Source organism: Aliterella sp. E5.1 (genome assembly GCF_057473825.1).
Map to the genome: position 1 here is coordinate 1 of NZ_JBYCCV010000016.1, position 16,536 is coordinate 16,536.

Sequence of the window (16,536 nt, forward strand, 5' to 3'; positions counted from 1 at the left end):
TCCCACAACTACAGCAGAAGTTAACTGATGCACTCCTTGCCATCACTCCTGAGACGATTGCTTCTCTCACTTCTTACAATTTCATCCTTGAAGCTTTATTTAGCGCAGCTTCATAAAGAATTGGTATAAGCGCCATACAACAGCACAAAATTAGCCGCACTAGCAATAAATAGCCCAAATAGCTGGCGATTTTTGAGAGTTATTAAAGCATTGCTCAAATATGCTTTGAGATTTCTTTGTCCTTGCGGTTCGGGGTTTTTGAGTCCAAATAATACCAATAGCCCTACAGGAATAGCAACTATCGGTAACATAAAAGGAAAATACCACCCCATAGTTGCTAGTGCGCCGCCAATAGTTGGATAAAGTGCTGTACCAATACTACTGACACTAGCGTTGTAACCCATCGCCGCAACTCGCTTGTCTCCTGCATACAAGTCGCCAACTAAAGTAACGCTTAGAGAAAGTAAAGACGCTGCGCCAACTCCTTGCAAGAAACGCAAGCCAAGCAAAAGATTAAAATCGCGAGCAAAAGCACAGGCAAATCCAGCAATACCAAATAATATTAGGGAAGGGACAAGGATCTTTTTTCTGCCAAGGCGATCGGCAAATACACCAATAATTGGACCTAGTATTAGGGTAGGGAAAGTAAAGACTGTAACTAATAAACCAATATTTTCTACAGGAACATTTAATGCTGCTCTTAAGCTAGGAAAAGTGGGCGTAACGCTGGCAACTCCGAGAATCGCAATTAGAGAAATTGCAAAAATAATTAGCAGGTTTGGCTCTTGAAGTAAATTGTGATTTGCTTGATGCTTATCTGTTTTTATTGGGTTCACAGGGTTTTTCCAGCCACTACCATTACTTCCTATATTAATGATGGAGCCTAATAGGAAAAATGTTAGTCTCTACAGCGTTTTAAGAGGCAAAGAAGCGTAGCTTATGTAGGTTCTGTGTAGACTACTTCGTATAGGTGAAATTGGTTTTCGGCAATGCCCTGCCAATACTCGTTCAATGGTTTGTACTTGGGATCTTTGAGCAGTTCTTCAAAATCTGCAAAGCTGCGCCACTGACCGTAATTTACCGTATGCACGCCATCAAGGGAGCGGTGGAAGTTGGCAGATAGTAGCCCTGGATTTTGCAATCCTACCCCTACATACTCTTTTTCTAATTCTACTAAGCGCTGCTGATTTTCTGGCGCTACTCGAAATTCTGCTAGGTGAATCAAACCACCTTTAGCGATCGCAAGATTAGCATCGTCGGGCTTAGATACCGCCACTTCGTAAATGTGCGACTCATTGATTTGGAAATTTGAAAGCTTTTTACCTTGAGCTTGGACTTCGGCATTTTTGACAAAAGCTTGATAGTCTGCTTGAGTTTGCCACTGCGCGTAATTCATTACCCGCACTCCATCAATACTTTTATGAATGCTAGAGGACACAAAACCTGGTTGGTGCTTAACAGTATCCAGAAACTCGATAATAGTATCTACTAATTCTTGCTGTTGTGCTGGTTCTACAGCAAAGATGATGATTGCCGTGATGACCTCATTATTTTTAGCGATCGCAGACATCTGTAAATACCTCTATTAACTTACGAATTCTTCCTTATTGGTAAGCTATTTCCCTATATTTGTCAGTTATTTAGACAACATTCGCTGCAAAGATAGCGATCGCATTATAGTAATTTTCAAAGCTGGGAACAGAATAAAATTCATTGCTCCCAGCTTAAGAGTTAAATCTTCGGTTCTTCACCTTCAACATACATGGGTGGTTCAACAGCAAAGTTGTTCAGCAAACCAGCCTCATCAATTACATAACCGTCAGTAGTTGTAAAACCTTCACCTTCTACTTCTTCCTCATGTTCAAAAGCTTCTAGTTGCTTCTCGCTGAGTTCCGTAGGAGCATTAGAAGGGATAATTGCATCGGGGGCATTTACTGCGGTAGTTTGTGCTGTTTGCACGCCATAGTGGTTGTCTCCTGGCGCGCCTCTACCGGGTTCTGCTTCGGTAGGATCTTCTGGAAGGACTTGGTTTGGTTCGTTGCTCATATTCTCTAACCTCGCTATTGCTGCTATACAGTGAAATACTATGCCTATCGACAACTCTAGGCTTTTTAGCTACTGGTATTTATTCAAAAATATCCCAAGTTATATTTAACTTGTCTCTTTCGGGAGGATTAAATTGTGTAGGTGTGGAGACAGATATTTGCAGCGCTAGGTAATAAACAGCATTTTTACTTGAGTTTTTAACCCTAAGCGCTTAAATAGAGGTGATCGCTTTATTTAAGCGTCTTTACCTGACAATCCACCCAATACTGCCGCAAAGCCCAAAGCTGCCGCCACTGCTACCGCACCCCACTTAACAGGTGGATTCATATCTAGCCAGTCTGTAAAAGTTGGAATAGTTAAATTGCCAAAATCACCTTCTACAGTGTCGTAACCTGCGATCGGTTCAAATACATTATCGGGCGCATCTTCTGACTTTGGCTCGTTTGTCCGTTGTCCGGCAAAACCAATCAAGAGTAATAAATTATCTACAAGGGCTGGCGAAACTCGCTGCATGACATCCAAAACTTTCCCGACATCCCCAACAATAAAATCGCGGGTAGGATGTTCGGCTACATACAAAATTGCCTCTGCAACTATACTCGGCTGATAGTAGGGTGGTACTCCGGTAGGTTTGACACCCAACTTGGTGCGAACTTTGTTGTAAAAAGGCGTATTGATTACCGAAGGCATCACATTTGTAACGCTAATTGGCAAGCCTTCATGTTGCAATTCTACCCGCAAAGAATCTAACATACCTTCTACACCATGCTTGGACGCAGAGTAAGGGCTTTGCAATGGAATCGAACGCCTAGCTTCTACCGAGGAGATGTGAATTAGCGCCCCTCTTCCTTCTTTTTTGAGGTGCGGTAAGGCTGCCATTGCGCCGTAGGCTTGCCCGGTGAGGTTGACATCAATTACCCGTTTAAATTCTTCTGGGGTAATCTGGTCAAAAGGTGCAAGGACTCCTGTAGCGGCGGCGTGTACCCAAGTATCGAGCCGCCCATAGACTTCTACAGCTTTGTCTGCGATCGCTTTTACTTGCTCAAATTCGCTGACATCGGCAACTATCGCTACCGCGTCGCCACCAAAAAGTTTAATTTCACTGACAAGGCTTTCTAAACCCGACTGACTACGGGCGGCGACTACTACTTTTGCTCCTTTTTTGGCAAATTGCAGGGCTGTCTCTCTGCCAATCCCACTAGAGGCTCCAACTATGGCAACTACTTGTTGGCTTATAGGTTTCAATTGCATTGATGCTACTCCTAAAAATTAAGCTTATAAATATGAACTTTTATTAACTAGCTAAATCAATTTTTCACTTAATTACATCAGCCGCAGGGTTGACCAGAGGTAGATAATTTTGTTTATTGTTGAACTGCGGGTACTTGGGACGTTTGTAGCAAAATATAGAGTTTTCTCATCTTCAGTGCCTAGCAAATGTCAATAAATGTAATTTATAGCGGTCAAGATTGAATTAGTAGAGGGAGGATAAGAGAAACCTGCCCCCTTAAAGTAAAAATCTGATGTTTGACTTGACCAATTTAGCTGAACTGTCACGCACGCATTGCATTTCTCTTTGTGCCTTTTTGGTTCCAGCTAACTTAATTGCTACTTGTCTAACAATGGTGTGGGCGGCGCTGCCTCGCCCAAAAATTAGAGTATGGCAGTCGGCAGGAGTCGCGAGTATTTTTGCTGTAGTCCTGCTGTGGCACGTATATACATGGTTTGAGGCGGGAGTTGTGATGATTCCGACTTACGTGCTGTTGGGGCTATCTAGCAGTTGTTTGATGACTAATATCGGTGCGATCACCTATATTTATAGCCGCGTAAATAAATTGTCAGTTATTAAAGAAAAATTAATTAACAGCTTGATGTTTTAGCGCACGATCGCAATATAGGCTTGGACGTGGGCGTTCAAGCCCAACCCAGAATCTGTATTCTACGCAGGGTGGAATTTCTGGATCCGCCTAACGCTGAATGATGTTGTAATTTGTAAGTCTTCTCAATCGCTCATTCAGCACCTTCGTTGTTATCAGATTTGACGTAGCTTACATATCTGCTTTTTGACTCACGGCTTACCTCTGACTAGAGGTAAGCCGTTTTTGGGGAAATAACCCCAGGGCAGTATTAATCAATGCAATGATGTTTAAATCCTACAAGAAAAAATTTGTATGCCTACTTTATTCGAGAAACTGGGTGGAGAGAGCGCCGTCGATCTAGCCGTTGATAAGTTTTACGAGCGTGTTCTAAACGATCAGCGAATTAAGCACTTTTTTGAGAACGTTGATATGAACAAGCAGAAGTCGCATCAAAAAGCCTTTCTAACCTTCGCTTTTGGTGGCGCTACTCAATATGATGGAAAAACAATGCGAGAAGCTCATAAGTATTTAGTTGAAGACATGGGCTTAAATGGCGAACACTTCAATGCCGTAATCGAGAATTTGGTTGGAACTTTAAAAGAATTAGGAATTTCCGATGAACTCGTCGGCGAAGTGAAGGCTGTTGCTACTGCACCTAATCATAAAAAGGAGGTATTGAACCTCTAACTTGGACTTGTCAGTGAGTCGCTGGCAAAATAGCGATCGCACCTAAGCTGTACGCAAGCGTTCAATGTCTTTAATCGGTGGCGCACCAAACAGCCGCGAATATTTGCGGCTAAATTGAGCAAGGCTTTCATAAGCTACTCGATCAGCAGCATCAACCGCATCGGAATTATCTGCAAGCATCAAGGGACGGGCGGGCGGTTAGGAGTTTTATGTGCATTTCTGCTCGTGTGATCGCGCTTTCCTGACGATGGTGATATCGATAAAATCACAGTTAGACCCACCGCCAGCCCATACTATATTGTGAAGTTACTTTAACCACGCCACAATTTAGGCAATTTTTTAATTTTGCTTAAGTGCAATCCTTTAGCAAGCTATTAGGTATAGAACTTACGATAGATGGCAGTGGAAACGCTGAAACAGTAGGTTTGGGTTAGTTACTTTTTTATTAGTTAGATGCTTACTTCTCCAAAACCATTAAAGGATGTATTTTTCTGTCCCGAAGAATCAAATTTTTATTCTTACTGCTTGCAAAGTTTAGTATTAAATAATTGTTCAAATTCAGAAACTATTATTGAATTTGGTTCTGGAGATGGCAGCCCAGTTATTAATTCTTTAAGTCAAACACAGTTTAACGGGGTAGTACATGGGTTTGAAATCAACAATCTGTCTTGCGAACTAGCAAACGAAAAGATAAAGGTTTGCGGCTTAAGTGATAAATATATAGTTCATAATCGCTCTTTGTTTAATACGTCTATACCTCAAGGAGATTATTTAATATCTAATCCTCCTTATTTACCAGCAATAGATAATAAAATATATCAGCCATTTTTGCACGGAGGTATAGATGGAACAACCGTTACAAAGCAGCTATTGTCATTAGAATACAATAATGTATTAGCAATGATTGCTAGTTATTCTAATCCGATCGGTGCAATTGATTATGCTTTGACTAAAGGTTACCATATTGCTAACTTTATTATCTCCCCTTTAAGTTTTGGTTACTATAGTTCTGAGCCAAAGGTAAAGCATAGAATTGAGGAATTAAAAAAAGATAATATGGCTTTTTATTCCAAAAATATCTACTTATTAGCAGGTGTATTATTTACAAAGCAGAATAGTTGTAAAGAGAATTTATCTACAGAACTAGCCCAATTAATAACTTGTTTGTAAGCTAGCTGTCATTGTCCTCACCAATTGCAACGTAATGGGATTCATGAGGCTGCAAATTACAAAAATAAGTTATGCGAGTCATCATTCAACGTGTTACAAAATCCCAAGTCTGCGTAGATGATGAAATTGTCGGCAAAATTGGTAAAGGATTAAACCTCCTTGTAGGTATTGCTAGCACCGATACAGAAGCAGAAATTGATTGGATGGTTCGCAAGTGTTTAGAATTGCGCCTATTTGACGGTGAAAAAGCTAATCGTTGGCAAAAATCCGTGCAAGAAATCGGCGGCGAGATTCTAGTAATTAGCCAGTTTACCTTGTATGGCGATTGCCGCAAAGGTCGCCGCCCTTCTTTTGATGCTTCCGCTAGTCCAGAAATTGCCGAAACCTTGTACAACAGCTTTGTTGGCAAGTTACGCCAAAGTAATTTGAAAGTAGAAACAGGATTCTTTGGGGCGACGATGCTTGTATCAATTGAAAACGATGGACCTGTGACGCTGATGCTAGAACGTGAAGCCTATTTTTAATTATTTTTTTAGACGGCGATCGCGAAAATAGCTAAGTATTCCCACAATTACCATGCTAAAAATCCCTAAATTAGCGCTAGGTTCGGGTACGGGTTTGACACCGACCCAGACTAAACTATGATCGGAACTGGGAGTTGTAGCAAAAGATGCGCGATCGCCTACCAATCGATAAAGTGGCTCGGAAGCCTGTGGCCAAAACACTCCAGCATCAGTAATTTCTAAATCTGTTGAAGGTAAAACATAATCTACCCGCAAGTTTCCCGCTCCATTAGGCGGTGTATCGCCAAAATCGGCAGTATCAAAAGCTGGATCGCCTTGGTGAGACAAATTAACCCCGCCGTCTAGCGCTGCTTGTTCGACACCGCCAGCGCTGGCAGGAGTGACGCTAGTATTGACTAAGGGATTATCTAGCAATTGGTTAATTGCGTTATCTGTACTGTCGCCGTCTATTGGATCGGCATTTTGATCGCCCATAATTACAAAGCTAGAACCTTCTTTAAGTCCGCCTCTATTGCCCCCATCGTCGTAAATATAATCTCCCGCCTCTGGGGTAATATAGTCAGCCCAAAAACGAATTTCATCGTGGTTGCGTTTGCCGTTACGATCTTCTGCGCCATCAAATACCGGGGGTGTGGGATGGCTAACTAAAGTATGAATAATTTGCCCATCGACTTCAATGGGTACATCCCAATGACTTTTAGAAGAAAGGGGCAATATCTCAAGTTCTGCGGCGGAGTACCAGTCCTTAGCGGCTGTCGTTGTCGGGTCGTCGGGTAGTAGGGCGTTAGGCATATCCTGCCACAAAAAATTCTGGAAGGTGCGAACGCTATCGGTAACAATTGGATATTTAGAATAGATCGCCATACCATATTGACCGGGGAAAAGACCAAATCCCAAGGCATCGTTTCCACCACCCACCGAGCCATTATTGTCTAAATCAAAGCCTGATGGGACTCCAGTATTAGACGGCGCAACGTATTTATACGCATATTCAACGGCTGCTGCTCCATTTTGGCTCAGAGAAAGATAGTTTTCCTGAAATAAATTGACAGCTACTTCATCTTCCACATAGTCAAATTCATTGATGAGGAGAACGTCAGGATTAACTCGTTGGATAATTTCAGCTACATTTTTAGCTTGATTGTTATCTGGGGTAGATAAGTCTGTAACTAATTGTCCTGCGGCATTGCGATAGAGGGAGGCGTTAAAGCTAGCAAATTTGAGTCCCGCCCCTTGAACGGGAGAAGAAGAAATCGTGCCTATTGCCAGTGAGATCGCTAGTATATATATGTTTTTCTTACTATTCATTATTTGAGTACCGTATTTATGCTGAATTATGCAAGAAGAAAGTTAAGGACAAGCTATGGTACTGGTAAATTAAGTTTTAGAACTTGCCTTCTTCATCAAAGCTTTAACCTGTCCTCGCCTTCTAGGACAGGTTAAAGCTCGCTAACAGACCTGTCTAAATAATGAGAAGATAGAAAGCTAATAAGCAAAAAACTTAGATCCAAGGAAACTATGGCTACAATTCAATTTTCTAAAGGTATTGACGAAGATGTAACCCCAGATGTACGTTTGACTCGCTCGCGGGATGGCAAGCAAAGTACAGCGACATTTTACTTTCAAAATCCTTCAGTTTTAAATGGTGGCAACGCCGATGACATTACAGGAATGTACATGCTCGATGAGGAGGGTGAAATTGTCACTCGCGAAGTTAAAGGTAAGTTTGTCAATGGCAAGCCGGAAGCTTTGGAAGTATTTTATATCATGAATTCAACGGCGGAATGGGATCGGTTTCTCCGCTTTATGGAGCGTTACGCTGAGAAAAACGAGCTAGACTTCAACAAAGCGTAAATCTATGCAACCCCACCCCGATACAGGCAAGATAATAATTAACTGTGCAGTAATTACCGTTAGCGATACGCGATCACACCTTACAGATAAAAGCGGTCAGCTAATTCAACAGTTGCTCTCTAATGCCGATCGCGCGGTGGGATATTACACCATTATTAAAGACGAACCAACGCAGATTAAAAGCCAATTGCAAGGGCTAAGTAACAGCATTGATGTGGTGGTTTTTAATGGCGGTACGGGTATAGCGCCTAGAGATACAACTTACGATGCAATTTCTAGTTTGCTGGAAAAGACTTTGCCAGGATTTGGCGAGTTGTTTCGATATCTCAGTTACAAAGAAATTGGCTCAAGGGCGATCGCCTCCAGAGCGATTTGTGGGGTATACCAAAATAAATTAGTATTCTCCCTTCCAGGTTCTAGCAATGCAGTCAAACTTGCTATGGATGAGTTGATTTTGCCGGAATTAGAGCATTTAGTTAGTCAGTTGCATTCTTAACTAATTGTCCCTGCAAATACCCGTTCTTGCGTCCCAGTCATGTAGAGCCTTTGATCGGGTTCTGACCATTCAATATGCAAACAGCCGCCGGGGAGTTCTACCGTAGCCGTGCGATCGCAAATCCCTGTAAGTACCCCTGCAACTAGCGCCGCACAAGCACCAGTCCCGCAAGCTAAAGTTATACCTGCGCCTCGTTCCCAAACCCGCATTTTTAAGTAATCGCGCTTTACAACTTGAATAAACTCAGTATTAGTTTTTTGTGGGAATGCTGAATGATGCTCGAATTGAGTACCAATTATTGCTAAATCTATCGCCGCAACATCTTCAACAAAAGTAATGCAGTGCGGATTTCCCATACTTACACAAGTAACTAACCAATTTTTCCCGGCGACTTCAATCGATTCATTAATTACTTTTTGCTCTGGAGAACTCAAAGTAGTAGGAATTTCTTTTGCAAGGAGTTTTGGTAAACCCATATCAACTTTTACTTGACCATCAGCCAATAGCTGGGGAGATATCACGCCAGCTAGAGTATGAATGCGATATTGGACGTTTTTGCTACCATACCCTTCTAATTGGGCGATAAATCCGGCTAAACAACGAATCCCATTCCCACACATTTCGGGTTCAGAACCATCGGAATTGATGATCCTCATAGTGTAATCTGTGCCTTCAAGACCTGGAAGCGCAAAAATTACTCCATCTGCGCCAATGCCAAAATGGCGATCGCATAATTTAATTGCTTGTTCTGGAGAAACTATAAGTTCTGATGAGGAGCGATTGTCAATTAAGATGAAATCATTTCCTAGCCCTTGATATTTAACAAACTCGATAGACACGTTTTCTAATCCTCCTGAAAGTAGCAGGCAAAATACTATAGTTGAATGATATTTCTCTATTTGTACCCAACTAATAACAGTGTTTGCCAGGAATTAATTTGATGAAAAGTGATTTTGATGTAGCTTCACCCAGCATAAAACAAGTACAGGCGTTGATTAAAGAAGCTAAAGCCGTAGAAGTAAAGTTGCTCAGTGGCGACTTACTTAGTGGCAAGCTACTATGGCAAGATCAAACTTGTATGTGTCTGATTGATACTAGCGAACAGAGTATTACGATTTGGCGACAAGCGATCGCGTTTATCAAAGCTAAAAATTAACCTCGCGCCAAAATCTGTTCTAGAATTGTCGGATATTTAATTTCGCGACCTTTTGCTAGTAATAGCACTTTGGAGATAACTTCGGCAGTTTTGGGATCGTTATCAACAAAGGGTAAAAATACCCGTCCGCGATGCTGAGAATGTACGGGAACAATACACAAATATCCTCCTGGTTGGCGGTGAACTCCGGCGCTACCAAGATGAACAGAATAACTACCAAGATGACCTTCTATTAAAGCATGGGATCTCTCCAACTTCACCTAAATGCCCCCACTGACCTGCGGTCCAGTGGTGGGAGGAATTGCGACCAACAAATAAACTCTTGCGGCAGCAAGTCATTATTTTGCACCTTTTGAGAGAAACTTTTTTAATAATGCTGATAATTCTGCTTCCCCCAATCCCTAATCCTAGAGACAGGAGCAAGACGTAGCACTTTTGCGCTATTACATATCTCGCCAACTATCCATCGGCAAATACTCCATTAAGGCTTCCGATTCAATAGCTCTCACAATGGGTACGGCGGGAATAACTTTACTCTCAGCGCTCGGATTAACCAATTGTTCTAGTTGATTTAATGACGAGAAGCCGCCACAAAGTAACAACTGATCCCCTGCTTGCAAGTGCATACTACCATCGGGAAAACGAATAAACTTACCATCACGGCGGATTGCTTGAATCTGCACCGCATACTGACGGCGAATATCAAGCTCGGCGAGACTTTGCCCCACTGCTGGACTATTATTAGCTACAAACAACCAATGACAAGGATTGTTTTCTGCGGGTATTGTACCTGCACCTTTAGCTAATTCATCAAAAGCGGCTAACTCGTCGCCTTCCCCAACTATTAATAAGCGATCGCCTTTGGCTAAAATTGTTTTGCTATCGGGATAGTCAAGTTCCTCGCCATTTGCCCGCCGCACAGCCATTAAGCTCACTCCCGTCAAGTAACGCATATCTGCTTCCTCTATAGTCATCCCTGTAAGTGGAGAGCCTTCGGGCAAGGCATACCAGCGCCTGTTCATATCTTGAGTCGCTTCTTGCAATTCTCGCGCTACTTGAGCAGGCGATCGCTCTGGGCGTAAATCTAGATAATGGCGATCGCGAATTTGCTGCATTTCTATTTGCATCGTTACCGCCGATAAGCCCATTTTGGTCAGCAAATGACTTGCTAGTTCCAAGCTTGCCTCAAATTCTGGCTGTACTACTTCTTGCGCTCCCAATTGGTAAAGAGTTTCAATGTCTTTACCATGATTTGCCTGTACTACCAAGTCCAAGTCGGGAGATAGTTCTAAGGCGCGTTTTAAGCACAGCCGCGTACTCATCGGATCTGGCAAGGTAATTGCTAAAGATTTTGCTCTTTCTACTCCCGCCGTTTCTAATACGTGAAAACTTGCCGCATTGCCATAAACGTAAGCAACTCCCGCATCGCGCAACTGCTGAATCCGGCTTTCAGACTGTTCAATTACAACTATTGGATAGCCATGTTCTTGGACAAGCTTGACCAAATTGCGCCCTACTTGCCCATAACCGCAAACTACTACATGATTTTGTTGGGGTAATTCGTTAGATTCGGCGATCGCAACGTCTCCAGCTTCAATTAACGATTTTAACCAAGGTAATTCAAGTATTTTCGGTACTAATCGCAATACAAACGGCGTTAGTACGAGGGTGACGGCGGTTGTTCCCAAAATTAATAAGTACACGCGGCGGGAAACTAAGCCCATCGATAGCCCCTCGCTGGCTAACACAAAAGAAAATTCCCCAATTTGCGCTAGTCCCAAACCAACCATCAAAGCGGTTTTCCAGGGATAGTGAAATACTTTTACGAGCGGAGTAACGATCGCAAACTTGCCCACAAATACCAGCAATACTAGCCCCAAAATCAACTCTAGGTTTTGCCACAAAAAGAACGGATCGATTAGCATCCCAATGGCAGCAAAAAACAAAGTTGCAAAAATATCTCGCAGTGGCTCGACATACGTTAAAGTTTGGTCGGCATATTCCACTTCAGAAATCATCAATCCGGCGACAAAAGCGCCCATTTCAATTGATAACCCCAAATGCTCGGTCAGCAAGGCAATACCCAAACACAGCGCCACTACACCTAATAAAAATAATTCCTTACTTTCTGTCCTAGCCAATAACCTCAATAATGGTGGAATTAGCCAAATTCCCGCTACTATTGCTCCGGTGGCAAATAAGCCAATTTTAATTAATGCCGTAATTACAGCGATACCGATAGTTTCTGGCGGCTGTTCTAAAGCAGGTAAAACCGCTAACATCAGCCCCAGCGCCAAGTCTTGGACTACCAACATCCCTAACATAACTTGACCGTGGGGCGTTTCGGTTTCGTTGCGCTCCATCAAGCATTTCAACACAACGGCGGTAGATGAAAGCGATAAAATTGCCCCTAAAAATACTCCTTGGGCTGGGGAACTTACCCAGCCCACACCTACCGATACCAAGGCAGTACCAACAATAGTTAGGACAATTTGCAAACCTCCACCGCCCAGACTAATTAGTTGGACTTTTTTGAGTTCAGCCAGGGAAAATTCCACTCCCAAAGCAAATAATAAAAAAGCAACGCCAAATTGGGCTAAAGTTTCTACTTGAATTAATTCTTTAATAAGCCCTAATCCTGCAGGTCCGATCGCCATGCCCCCAACAAGATAACCTAGTAAAACAGGTTGGCGACATAATGCCGCGAGTAGCCCACCTGCCGCCGACACTGCAAGGACTAATACTAAATCGACAATTAGTCTAAAATCTTCTTGCACAAGTTTATTAGAAAAAATATTAAGGTATATTAATTTACTGTAAAGCTTTTTTCCCAAAGATTTCAAGAAGATTGAGGGCTAACTTTAGGGTTGGGGATCGCCTCAAGGAATGCGATCGCATCAGTATAAAATCAACTACCCTAAAAAACAACTCATGGCATAATGATCGCAACGTGCGTAAATTAGCCTAATTATTGAAAATGTCTAAACCTGCTATCTTAGTCCTTGCTGATGGCACAACTTATCGCGGTTTGTCTTTTGGGGCGACTGGAACAACGATCGGAGAAGTAGTTTTTAATACCGGAATGACGGGCTATCAAGAAGTATTGACAGATCCCAGCTATCGCGGTCAGATCATAGTTTTTACCTATCCGGAGCTTGGCAATACTGGTGTTAATGCCGAAGACGAAGAATCGAGCCGCCCGCAGGTACGAGGAGCGATCGCGCGCAATATATGCGATCGCCCCAGCAACTGGCGATCGACAAGTAGCTTACCCAACTACTTAAAACAACACAATATACCGGGAATTTACGGCATTGATACCCGCGCCCTAACTCGCAAAATTCGCGTATTTGGAGCCATGAATGGTGGCATTTCAACTGAGCTTGACGAAGCACAGTTATTAGCAAAAATCCAAACAGCGCCGGATATGGCAGGCTTAAACTTGGTGCGAGAAGTCACCACTACAGAAGTTTACGAATGGTCAGATCCAACTACCAACCTGTGGGAATTTAAACCCGCCACTGAGCAAATCGTAGAAAAACAACTAACCGTTGTCGCTCTTGATTTTGGAGTCAAACGAAATATTTTACGGCGACTAGCAAGTTATGGTTGTAGGGTAATTGTTGTCCCAGCAAGTACACCCGCCGAGGAGATTATGAAATACAACCCCGATGGGATATTTCTCTCCAATGGTCCTGGAGATCCAGCCGCAAACACTGAAGGGATAGAAACAACCAAAGCTCTATTAACTAGCCAAAAACCCGTATTTGGTATCTGCATGGGTCATCAAATCTTAGGTTTATCGTTGGGCGCTCAAACTTATAAACTCAAGTTTGGTCATCGCGGATTAAATCAGCCTGCGGGTTTAGAGCAAAAAGTAGAAATTACTAGCCAAAACCATAGTTTTGCTATCGATCCTGATTCCTTATCAAGTTCAGACGTAGAAATTACCCATCTCAACCTCAACGATCGCACTGTTGCCGGATTAAAGCACAAATCCTTACCAATGTTTTCGGTGCAGTACCACCCCGAAGCAAGTCCTGGACCTCATGATGCCGATTATTTATTCGAGCAATTTGTCACCTCAATGCGTACTAATAGAGACGCTTGATGGCACATCTGTCAAATTCCTATCAGTTTGCGATCGCAATTTGTGCCAATTTAAGGTGTATTGCTATAATCAACTGCTTCAATAACGGAGAATCGCGGTACTTGGCATGACAATTTTGACCCCCAACTCTAGCTTTAGTTTGACGCTACGTTTAGAAATTCCCAACCGTGTGGGAATGCTGGCGAGTGTAACAGGTGCTGTCGCATCTACTGGCGGCAATCTCGGTCAAATCGATCTGATCGAGCAAACCCGTGAGGTTTCAATTCGCGATATTACAGTAGATGCAGCCAGTACCGAACACGCAGAGACGATTGTTGAATCAATTAAAGTTCTACCCGACATTAAATTAATAGATGTCTACGATCGCACTTTTAATTTGCATCGTGGCGGCAAAATTAGGATCACAAGTCGCATTGCAATTAAGAGCTTGGCAGACTTGGCAATGGCTTACACCCCAGGAGTGGGGAGAATTTGTACAGCAATTGCTCAAGACCCCGAACAGGCTTACCACTTAACAATTAAACAAAATACCGTCGCGATCGTTACTGATGGTAGTGCGGTCTTAGGGTTAGGTAATTTGGGACCAGAGGCGGCGTTACCTGTGATGGAAGGTAAGGCGATGCTGTTTAAAGAGTTTGGGGGAATTGATGCTTTTCCGATCTGTCTAGCTAGTCAAGATACTAAAACCATTGTCGAAACCGTCAAACAAATTGCGCCCGTATTTGGCGGGGTGAATTTGGAAGATATTGCTGCTCCCCGTTGCTTTGAAATTGAAAAGCTGCTGCGCGAACAATTAAATATTCCCATTTTTCACGACGACCAACACGGTACGGCAATTGTAACTTTAGCAGCGTTGATCAATGCCCTCAAACTTGTCAATAAGCCTATAGCTAAGGTAAAAATCATTATTAATGGGGCGGGAGCGGCAGGAGTTGCGATCGCGCGTTTGCTAAAAAAAGCGGGAGCCGAAATTATTTGGATGTGCGACTCCAAAGGCATTTTGTCTACTCAGCGCCCAGATATGACCCCCGAAAAGCTAGAGTTTGCGATCGATAAAATGGGCGGTTTAGCGGCGGCGATGGTGGGTGCGGATGTATTTATTGGCGTTAGCGCTCCGGGGGTAGTTACGCCGGAAATGGTGCGCTCGATGGCAAGCGAACCAATTGTATTTGCAATGGCAAATCCGATTCCAGAAATTCAGCCGGAGCTTGTAACTAACTATGTTGCGGTGATGGCAACAGGAAGAAGCGATTACCCCAACCAAATTAATAATGTTTTGGCTTTTCCGGGAGTATTTCGCGGTGCTTTAGACTGTCGAGCCTCAACTATTACTACCACAATGTACTTAGAAGCAGCTTATGCGATCGCGTCATTAGTCAAACCTTCCGACCTCAACCGCCAACACATTGTCCCCTCAGTGTTCGACAAGCGGGTTGTCAGTGCGGTTTCTGGAGCAGTTCAAAAGGCAGCTAGGCAAGAAGGTATTGCCGCCAATTAGCAGTTACTTATTTTTGCTGTAATCCCTTCATTCCCCCTAAAAAGGAGCAATGAAGGGATTTTTTTCCTTAAAAAAGGGGCATTTTGCTACTCGTACCTGTCAAACATCACTGTCTGCTATTGCCCGCCGATGATTGTGCGCTTAATTGTTTCACCTACACCCTCAACGGCTTGAGAAATACCATCAACAATATTACTTGCACCGTCACTTGTTTTTTGCATTGCGGGAGAAGCGGGAGTACCGTGCAAGTTAGGATCGGGCTGTGGTGGTGTTGGTACAGGTCCTAGGGGTTGAGGATTGGCTACATACTCAAACTCGCCTTTGCCGTCCATCGACGGACCTTTAGCCCAACGACCTTGAGCGCTGTCTTCGCCCTCAGAATTATTCCAGAACTGATAAGCAGCTTCTTTTTTGCCATATTCGTAGGCAATTTTAGGAACTACAGTCTCCTCAAATCCTTCGCTTTGCAAGTCTTCAATCGCCGCTAACCACTGGTTTTGGTGCATGGTGTCACGGGCAATCATGTAACTGAGGTGATCTCTTACGCCCTTATCGTCGGTCATTTCATACAACCGTACAGCCTGTAATAGACCTTGAGACTCAGCGTGCAGATTAGAACGGAAGTCTGCCAACAAGTTGCCACTAGCCATGATGTAGCGACCATTCCAAGGGACTCCAACGCTGTCTTCAGGCATAGCACCTCCACCTGAGACAATTGAATGCTTTGGATTCATAGCAGCTACAATCACATCCCTTGGATTAGTACCCCCCATAACTGCACCTACTACGGGGTCTTTTGCACCATCTTCTTGCATTTTGATCGGTGCTTTATCCAGCAGATGGGCAAGCATCGTCGCTAACATCTCGACGTGACCAATTTCCTCAGTACCAATATCTAGCAGCATATCTTTGTACTTAGCAGGTCCACGACAGTTCCACCCCTGGAATAAGTACTGCATCATCACAGTCATTTCTCCCATAGGACCACCTATGAGTTCTTGCAGTTTCTTAGCATAAACTGCGTCTGGACGCTCTGGAGGAGTAAAATATTGCAGTTGCTTCTTGTGATAAAACATTTATTGATTGCCTTACTCAGTTTTTGTTTTTGGTCTACGTGAAATACTATTAGTCACCT

At 43.2% G+C, this 16,536-nt stretch carries 16 protein-coding genes and 3 pseudogenes; 9 read left to right on the forward strand and 10 right to left on the reverse strand.

Annotated features, from left to right (window positions below):
• Positions 1-110: 110 nt before the first annotated feature.
• The 4 genes from AC2VE5_RS08255 to AC2VE5_RS08270 all read right to left on the reverse strand — a co-directional run bounded on the left by AC2VE5_RS08255 (position 111) and on the right by AC2VE5_RS08270 (position 3,297).
• Positions 111-836 carry an MFS transporter gene (locus AC2VE5_RS08255; RefSeq protein WP_486887288.1) on the reverse strand — a complete coding sequence of 242 codons (726 nt, stop codon included), beginning with the start codon at positions 834-836 and terminating at the stop codon, positions 111-113.
• A 101-nt stretch (positions 837-937) separates the two neighbouring features.
• Positions 938-1,570: an antibiotic biosynthesis monooxygenase gene (locus tag AC2VE5_RS08260; RefSeq protein WP_486887289.1), complete on the reverse strand. Its 633-nt coding sequence runs from the start codon at positions 1,568-1,570 to the stop codon at positions 938-940.
• 161 nt (positions 1,571-1,731) lie between these two features.
• Positions 1,732-2,046 carry a hypothetical protein gene (locus tag AC2VE5_RS08265; RefSeq protein WP_486887290.1) on the reverse strand — a complete coding sequence of 105 codons (315 nt, stop codon included), beginning with the start codon at positions 2,044-2,046 and terminating at the stop codon, positions 1,732-1,734.
• A gap of 234 nt (positions 2,047-2,280) precedes the next feature.
• Positions 2,281-3,297, reverse strand: coding sequence for an SDR family oxidoreductase (locus AC2VE5_RS08270; RefSeq protein ID WP_486887291.1), 1,017 nt, complete (start codon positions 3,295-3,297; stop codon positions 2,281-2,283).
• Between the two features lie 272 nt (positions 3,298-3,569).
• Between AC2VE5_RS08270 and AC2VE5_RS08275 the strand changes: the two genes are divergently transcribed.
• Positions 3,570-3,926 carry a hypothetical protein gene (locus AC2VE5_RS08275; protein WP_486887292.1) on the forward strand — a complete coding sequence of 119 codons (357 nt, stop codon included), beginning with the start codon at positions 3,570-3,572 and terminating at the stop codon, positions 3,924-3,926.
• Between the two features lie 291 nt (positions 3,927-4,217).
• On the forward strand, positions 4,218-4,592 hold the full coding sequence (locus AC2VE5_RS08280) for a group I truncated hemoglobin (protein WP_486887293.1): 375 nt from the start codon (positions 4,218-4,220) through the stop codon (positions 4,590-4,592).
• 42 nt (positions 4,593-4,634) lie between these two features.
• On the opposite strand, the pseudogene AC2VE5_RS08285 reads toward AC2VE5_RS08280, so the two are convergent.
• Positions 4,635-4,784, reverse strand: a pseudogene (locus AC2VE5_RS08285) (AraC family transcriptional regulator CmrA); the annotation flags it as partial.
• A gap of 261 nt (positions 4,785-5,045) precedes the next feature.
• Between AC2VE5_RS08285 and AC2VE5_RS08290 the strand changes: the two are divergent.
• Together AC2VE5_RS08290 and dtd are read left to right on the forward strand one after the other, a co-directional pair.
• Positions 5,046-5,762, forward strand: a complete 717-nt coding sequence (locus tag AC2VE5_RS08290) for an SAM-dependent methyltransferase (RefSeq protein ID WP_486887294.1) — start codon at positions 5,046-5,048, stop codon at positions 5,760-5,762.
• Positions 5,763-5,833: 71 nt separating this feature from the next.
• Complete coding sequence (gene dtd, locus AC2VE5_RS08295; protein ID WP_486887295.1) at positions 5,834-6,286, forward strand: D-aminoacyl-tRNA deacylase; 453 nt, start codon at positions 5,834-5,836, stop codon at positions 6,284-6,286.
• Positions 6,287-6,391: 105 nt separating this feature from the next.
• On the opposite strand, the pseudogene AC2VE5_RS08300 reads toward dtd, so the two are convergent.
• Positions 6,392-7,540, reverse strand: a pseudogene (locus tag AC2VE5_RS08300) (endonuclease/exonuclease/phosphatase family protein); the annotation flags it as partial.
• A 264-nt stretch (positions 7,541-7,804) separates the two neighbouring features.
• On the opposite strand from AC2VE5_RS08300, the gene psb28 reads away from it, so the two are divergent.
• Positions 7,805-8,140 (forward strand): photosystem II reaction center protein Psb28, encoded by a 336-nt coding sequence (psb28, locus tag AC2VE5_RS08305; RefSeq protein WP_486887296.1) that lies wholly within the window; start codon positions 7,805-7,807, stop codon positions 8,138-8,140.
• Positions 8,141-8,144: 4 nt separating this feature from the next.
• A complete protein-coding gene (locus AC2VE5_RS08310; protein ID WP_486887297.1) occupies positions 8,145-8,636 on the forward strand; it encodes a MogA/MoaB family molybdenum cofactor biosynthesis protein in 492 nt (163 codons plus the stop codon).
• On the opposite strand, the gene dapF is transcribed toward AC2VE5_RS08310, so the two are convergent.
• Positions 8,633-9,475, reverse strand: a complete 843-nt coding sequence (dapF, locus tag AC2VE5_RS08315; protein WP_486887298.1) for a diaminopimelate epimerase — start codon at positions 9,473-9,475, stop codon at positions 8,633-8,635. The two genes, AC2VE5_RS08310 and dapF, sit on opposite strands and share 4 nt — an antisense overlap.
• A gap of 101 nt (positions 9,476-9,576) precedes the next feature.
• On the opposite strand from dapF, the gene AC2VE5_RS08320 reads away from it, so the two are divergent.
• Positions 9,577-9,792 carry an Hfq-related RNA-binding protein gene (locus tag AC2VE5_RS08320; RefSeq protein ID WP_486887299.1) on the forward strand — a complete coding sequence of 72 codons (216 nt, stop codon included), beginning with the start codon at positions 9,577-9,579 and terminating at the stop codon, positions 9,790-9,792.
• Here the strand turns inward: AC2VE5_RS08320 and AC2VE5_RS08325 are convergent.
• Both AC2VE5_RS08325 and AC2VE5_RS08330 read right to left on the reverse strand, forming a co-directional pair.
• Positions 9,789-10,052: pseudogene (locus AC2VE5_RS08325) on the reverse strand (DUF7737 domain-containing protein); the annotation flags it as partial. The gene AC2VE5_RS08320 and the pseudogene AC2VE5_RS08325 sit on opposite strands and share 4 nt — an antisense overlap.
• A gap of 183 nt (positions 10,053-10,235) precedes the next feature.
• Positions 10,236-12,569, reverse strand: a complete 2,334-nt coding sequence (locus AC2VE5_RS08330; RefSeq protein WP_486887300.1) for a cation:proton antiporter domain-containing protein — start codon at positions 12,567-12,569, stop codon at positions 10,236-10,238.
• A 200-nt stretch (positions 12,570-12,769) separates the two neighbouring features.
• Between AC2VE5_RS08330 and carA the strand changes: the two genes are divergently transcribed.
• Complete coding sequence (carA, locus tag AC2VE5_RS08335) at positions 12,770-13,903, forward strand: glutamine-hydrolyzing carbamoyl-phosphate synthase small subunit (RefSeq protein WP_486887301.1); 1,134 nt, start codon at positions 12,770-12,772, stop codon at positions 13,901-13,903.
• 106 nt (positions 13,904-14,009) lie between these two features.
• Positions 14,010-15,401, forward strand: a complete 1,392-nt coding sequence (locus tag AC2VE5_RS08340) for a malic enzyme-like NAD(P)-binding protein (RefSeq protein ID WP_486887302.1) — start codon at positions 14,010-14,012, stop codon at positions 15,399-15,401.
• Between the two features lie 116 nt (positions 15,402-15,517).
• Here the strand turns inward: AC2VE5_RS08340 and AC2VE5_RS08345 are convergent, their stop codons facing one another.
• A complete protein-coding gene (locus tag AC2VE5_RS08345; RefSeq protein ID WP_486887303.1) occupies positions 15,518-16,477 on the reverse strand; it encodes a manganese catalase family protein in 960 nt (319 codons plus the stop codon).
• Positions 16,478-16,536: the final 59 nt, after the last annotated feature.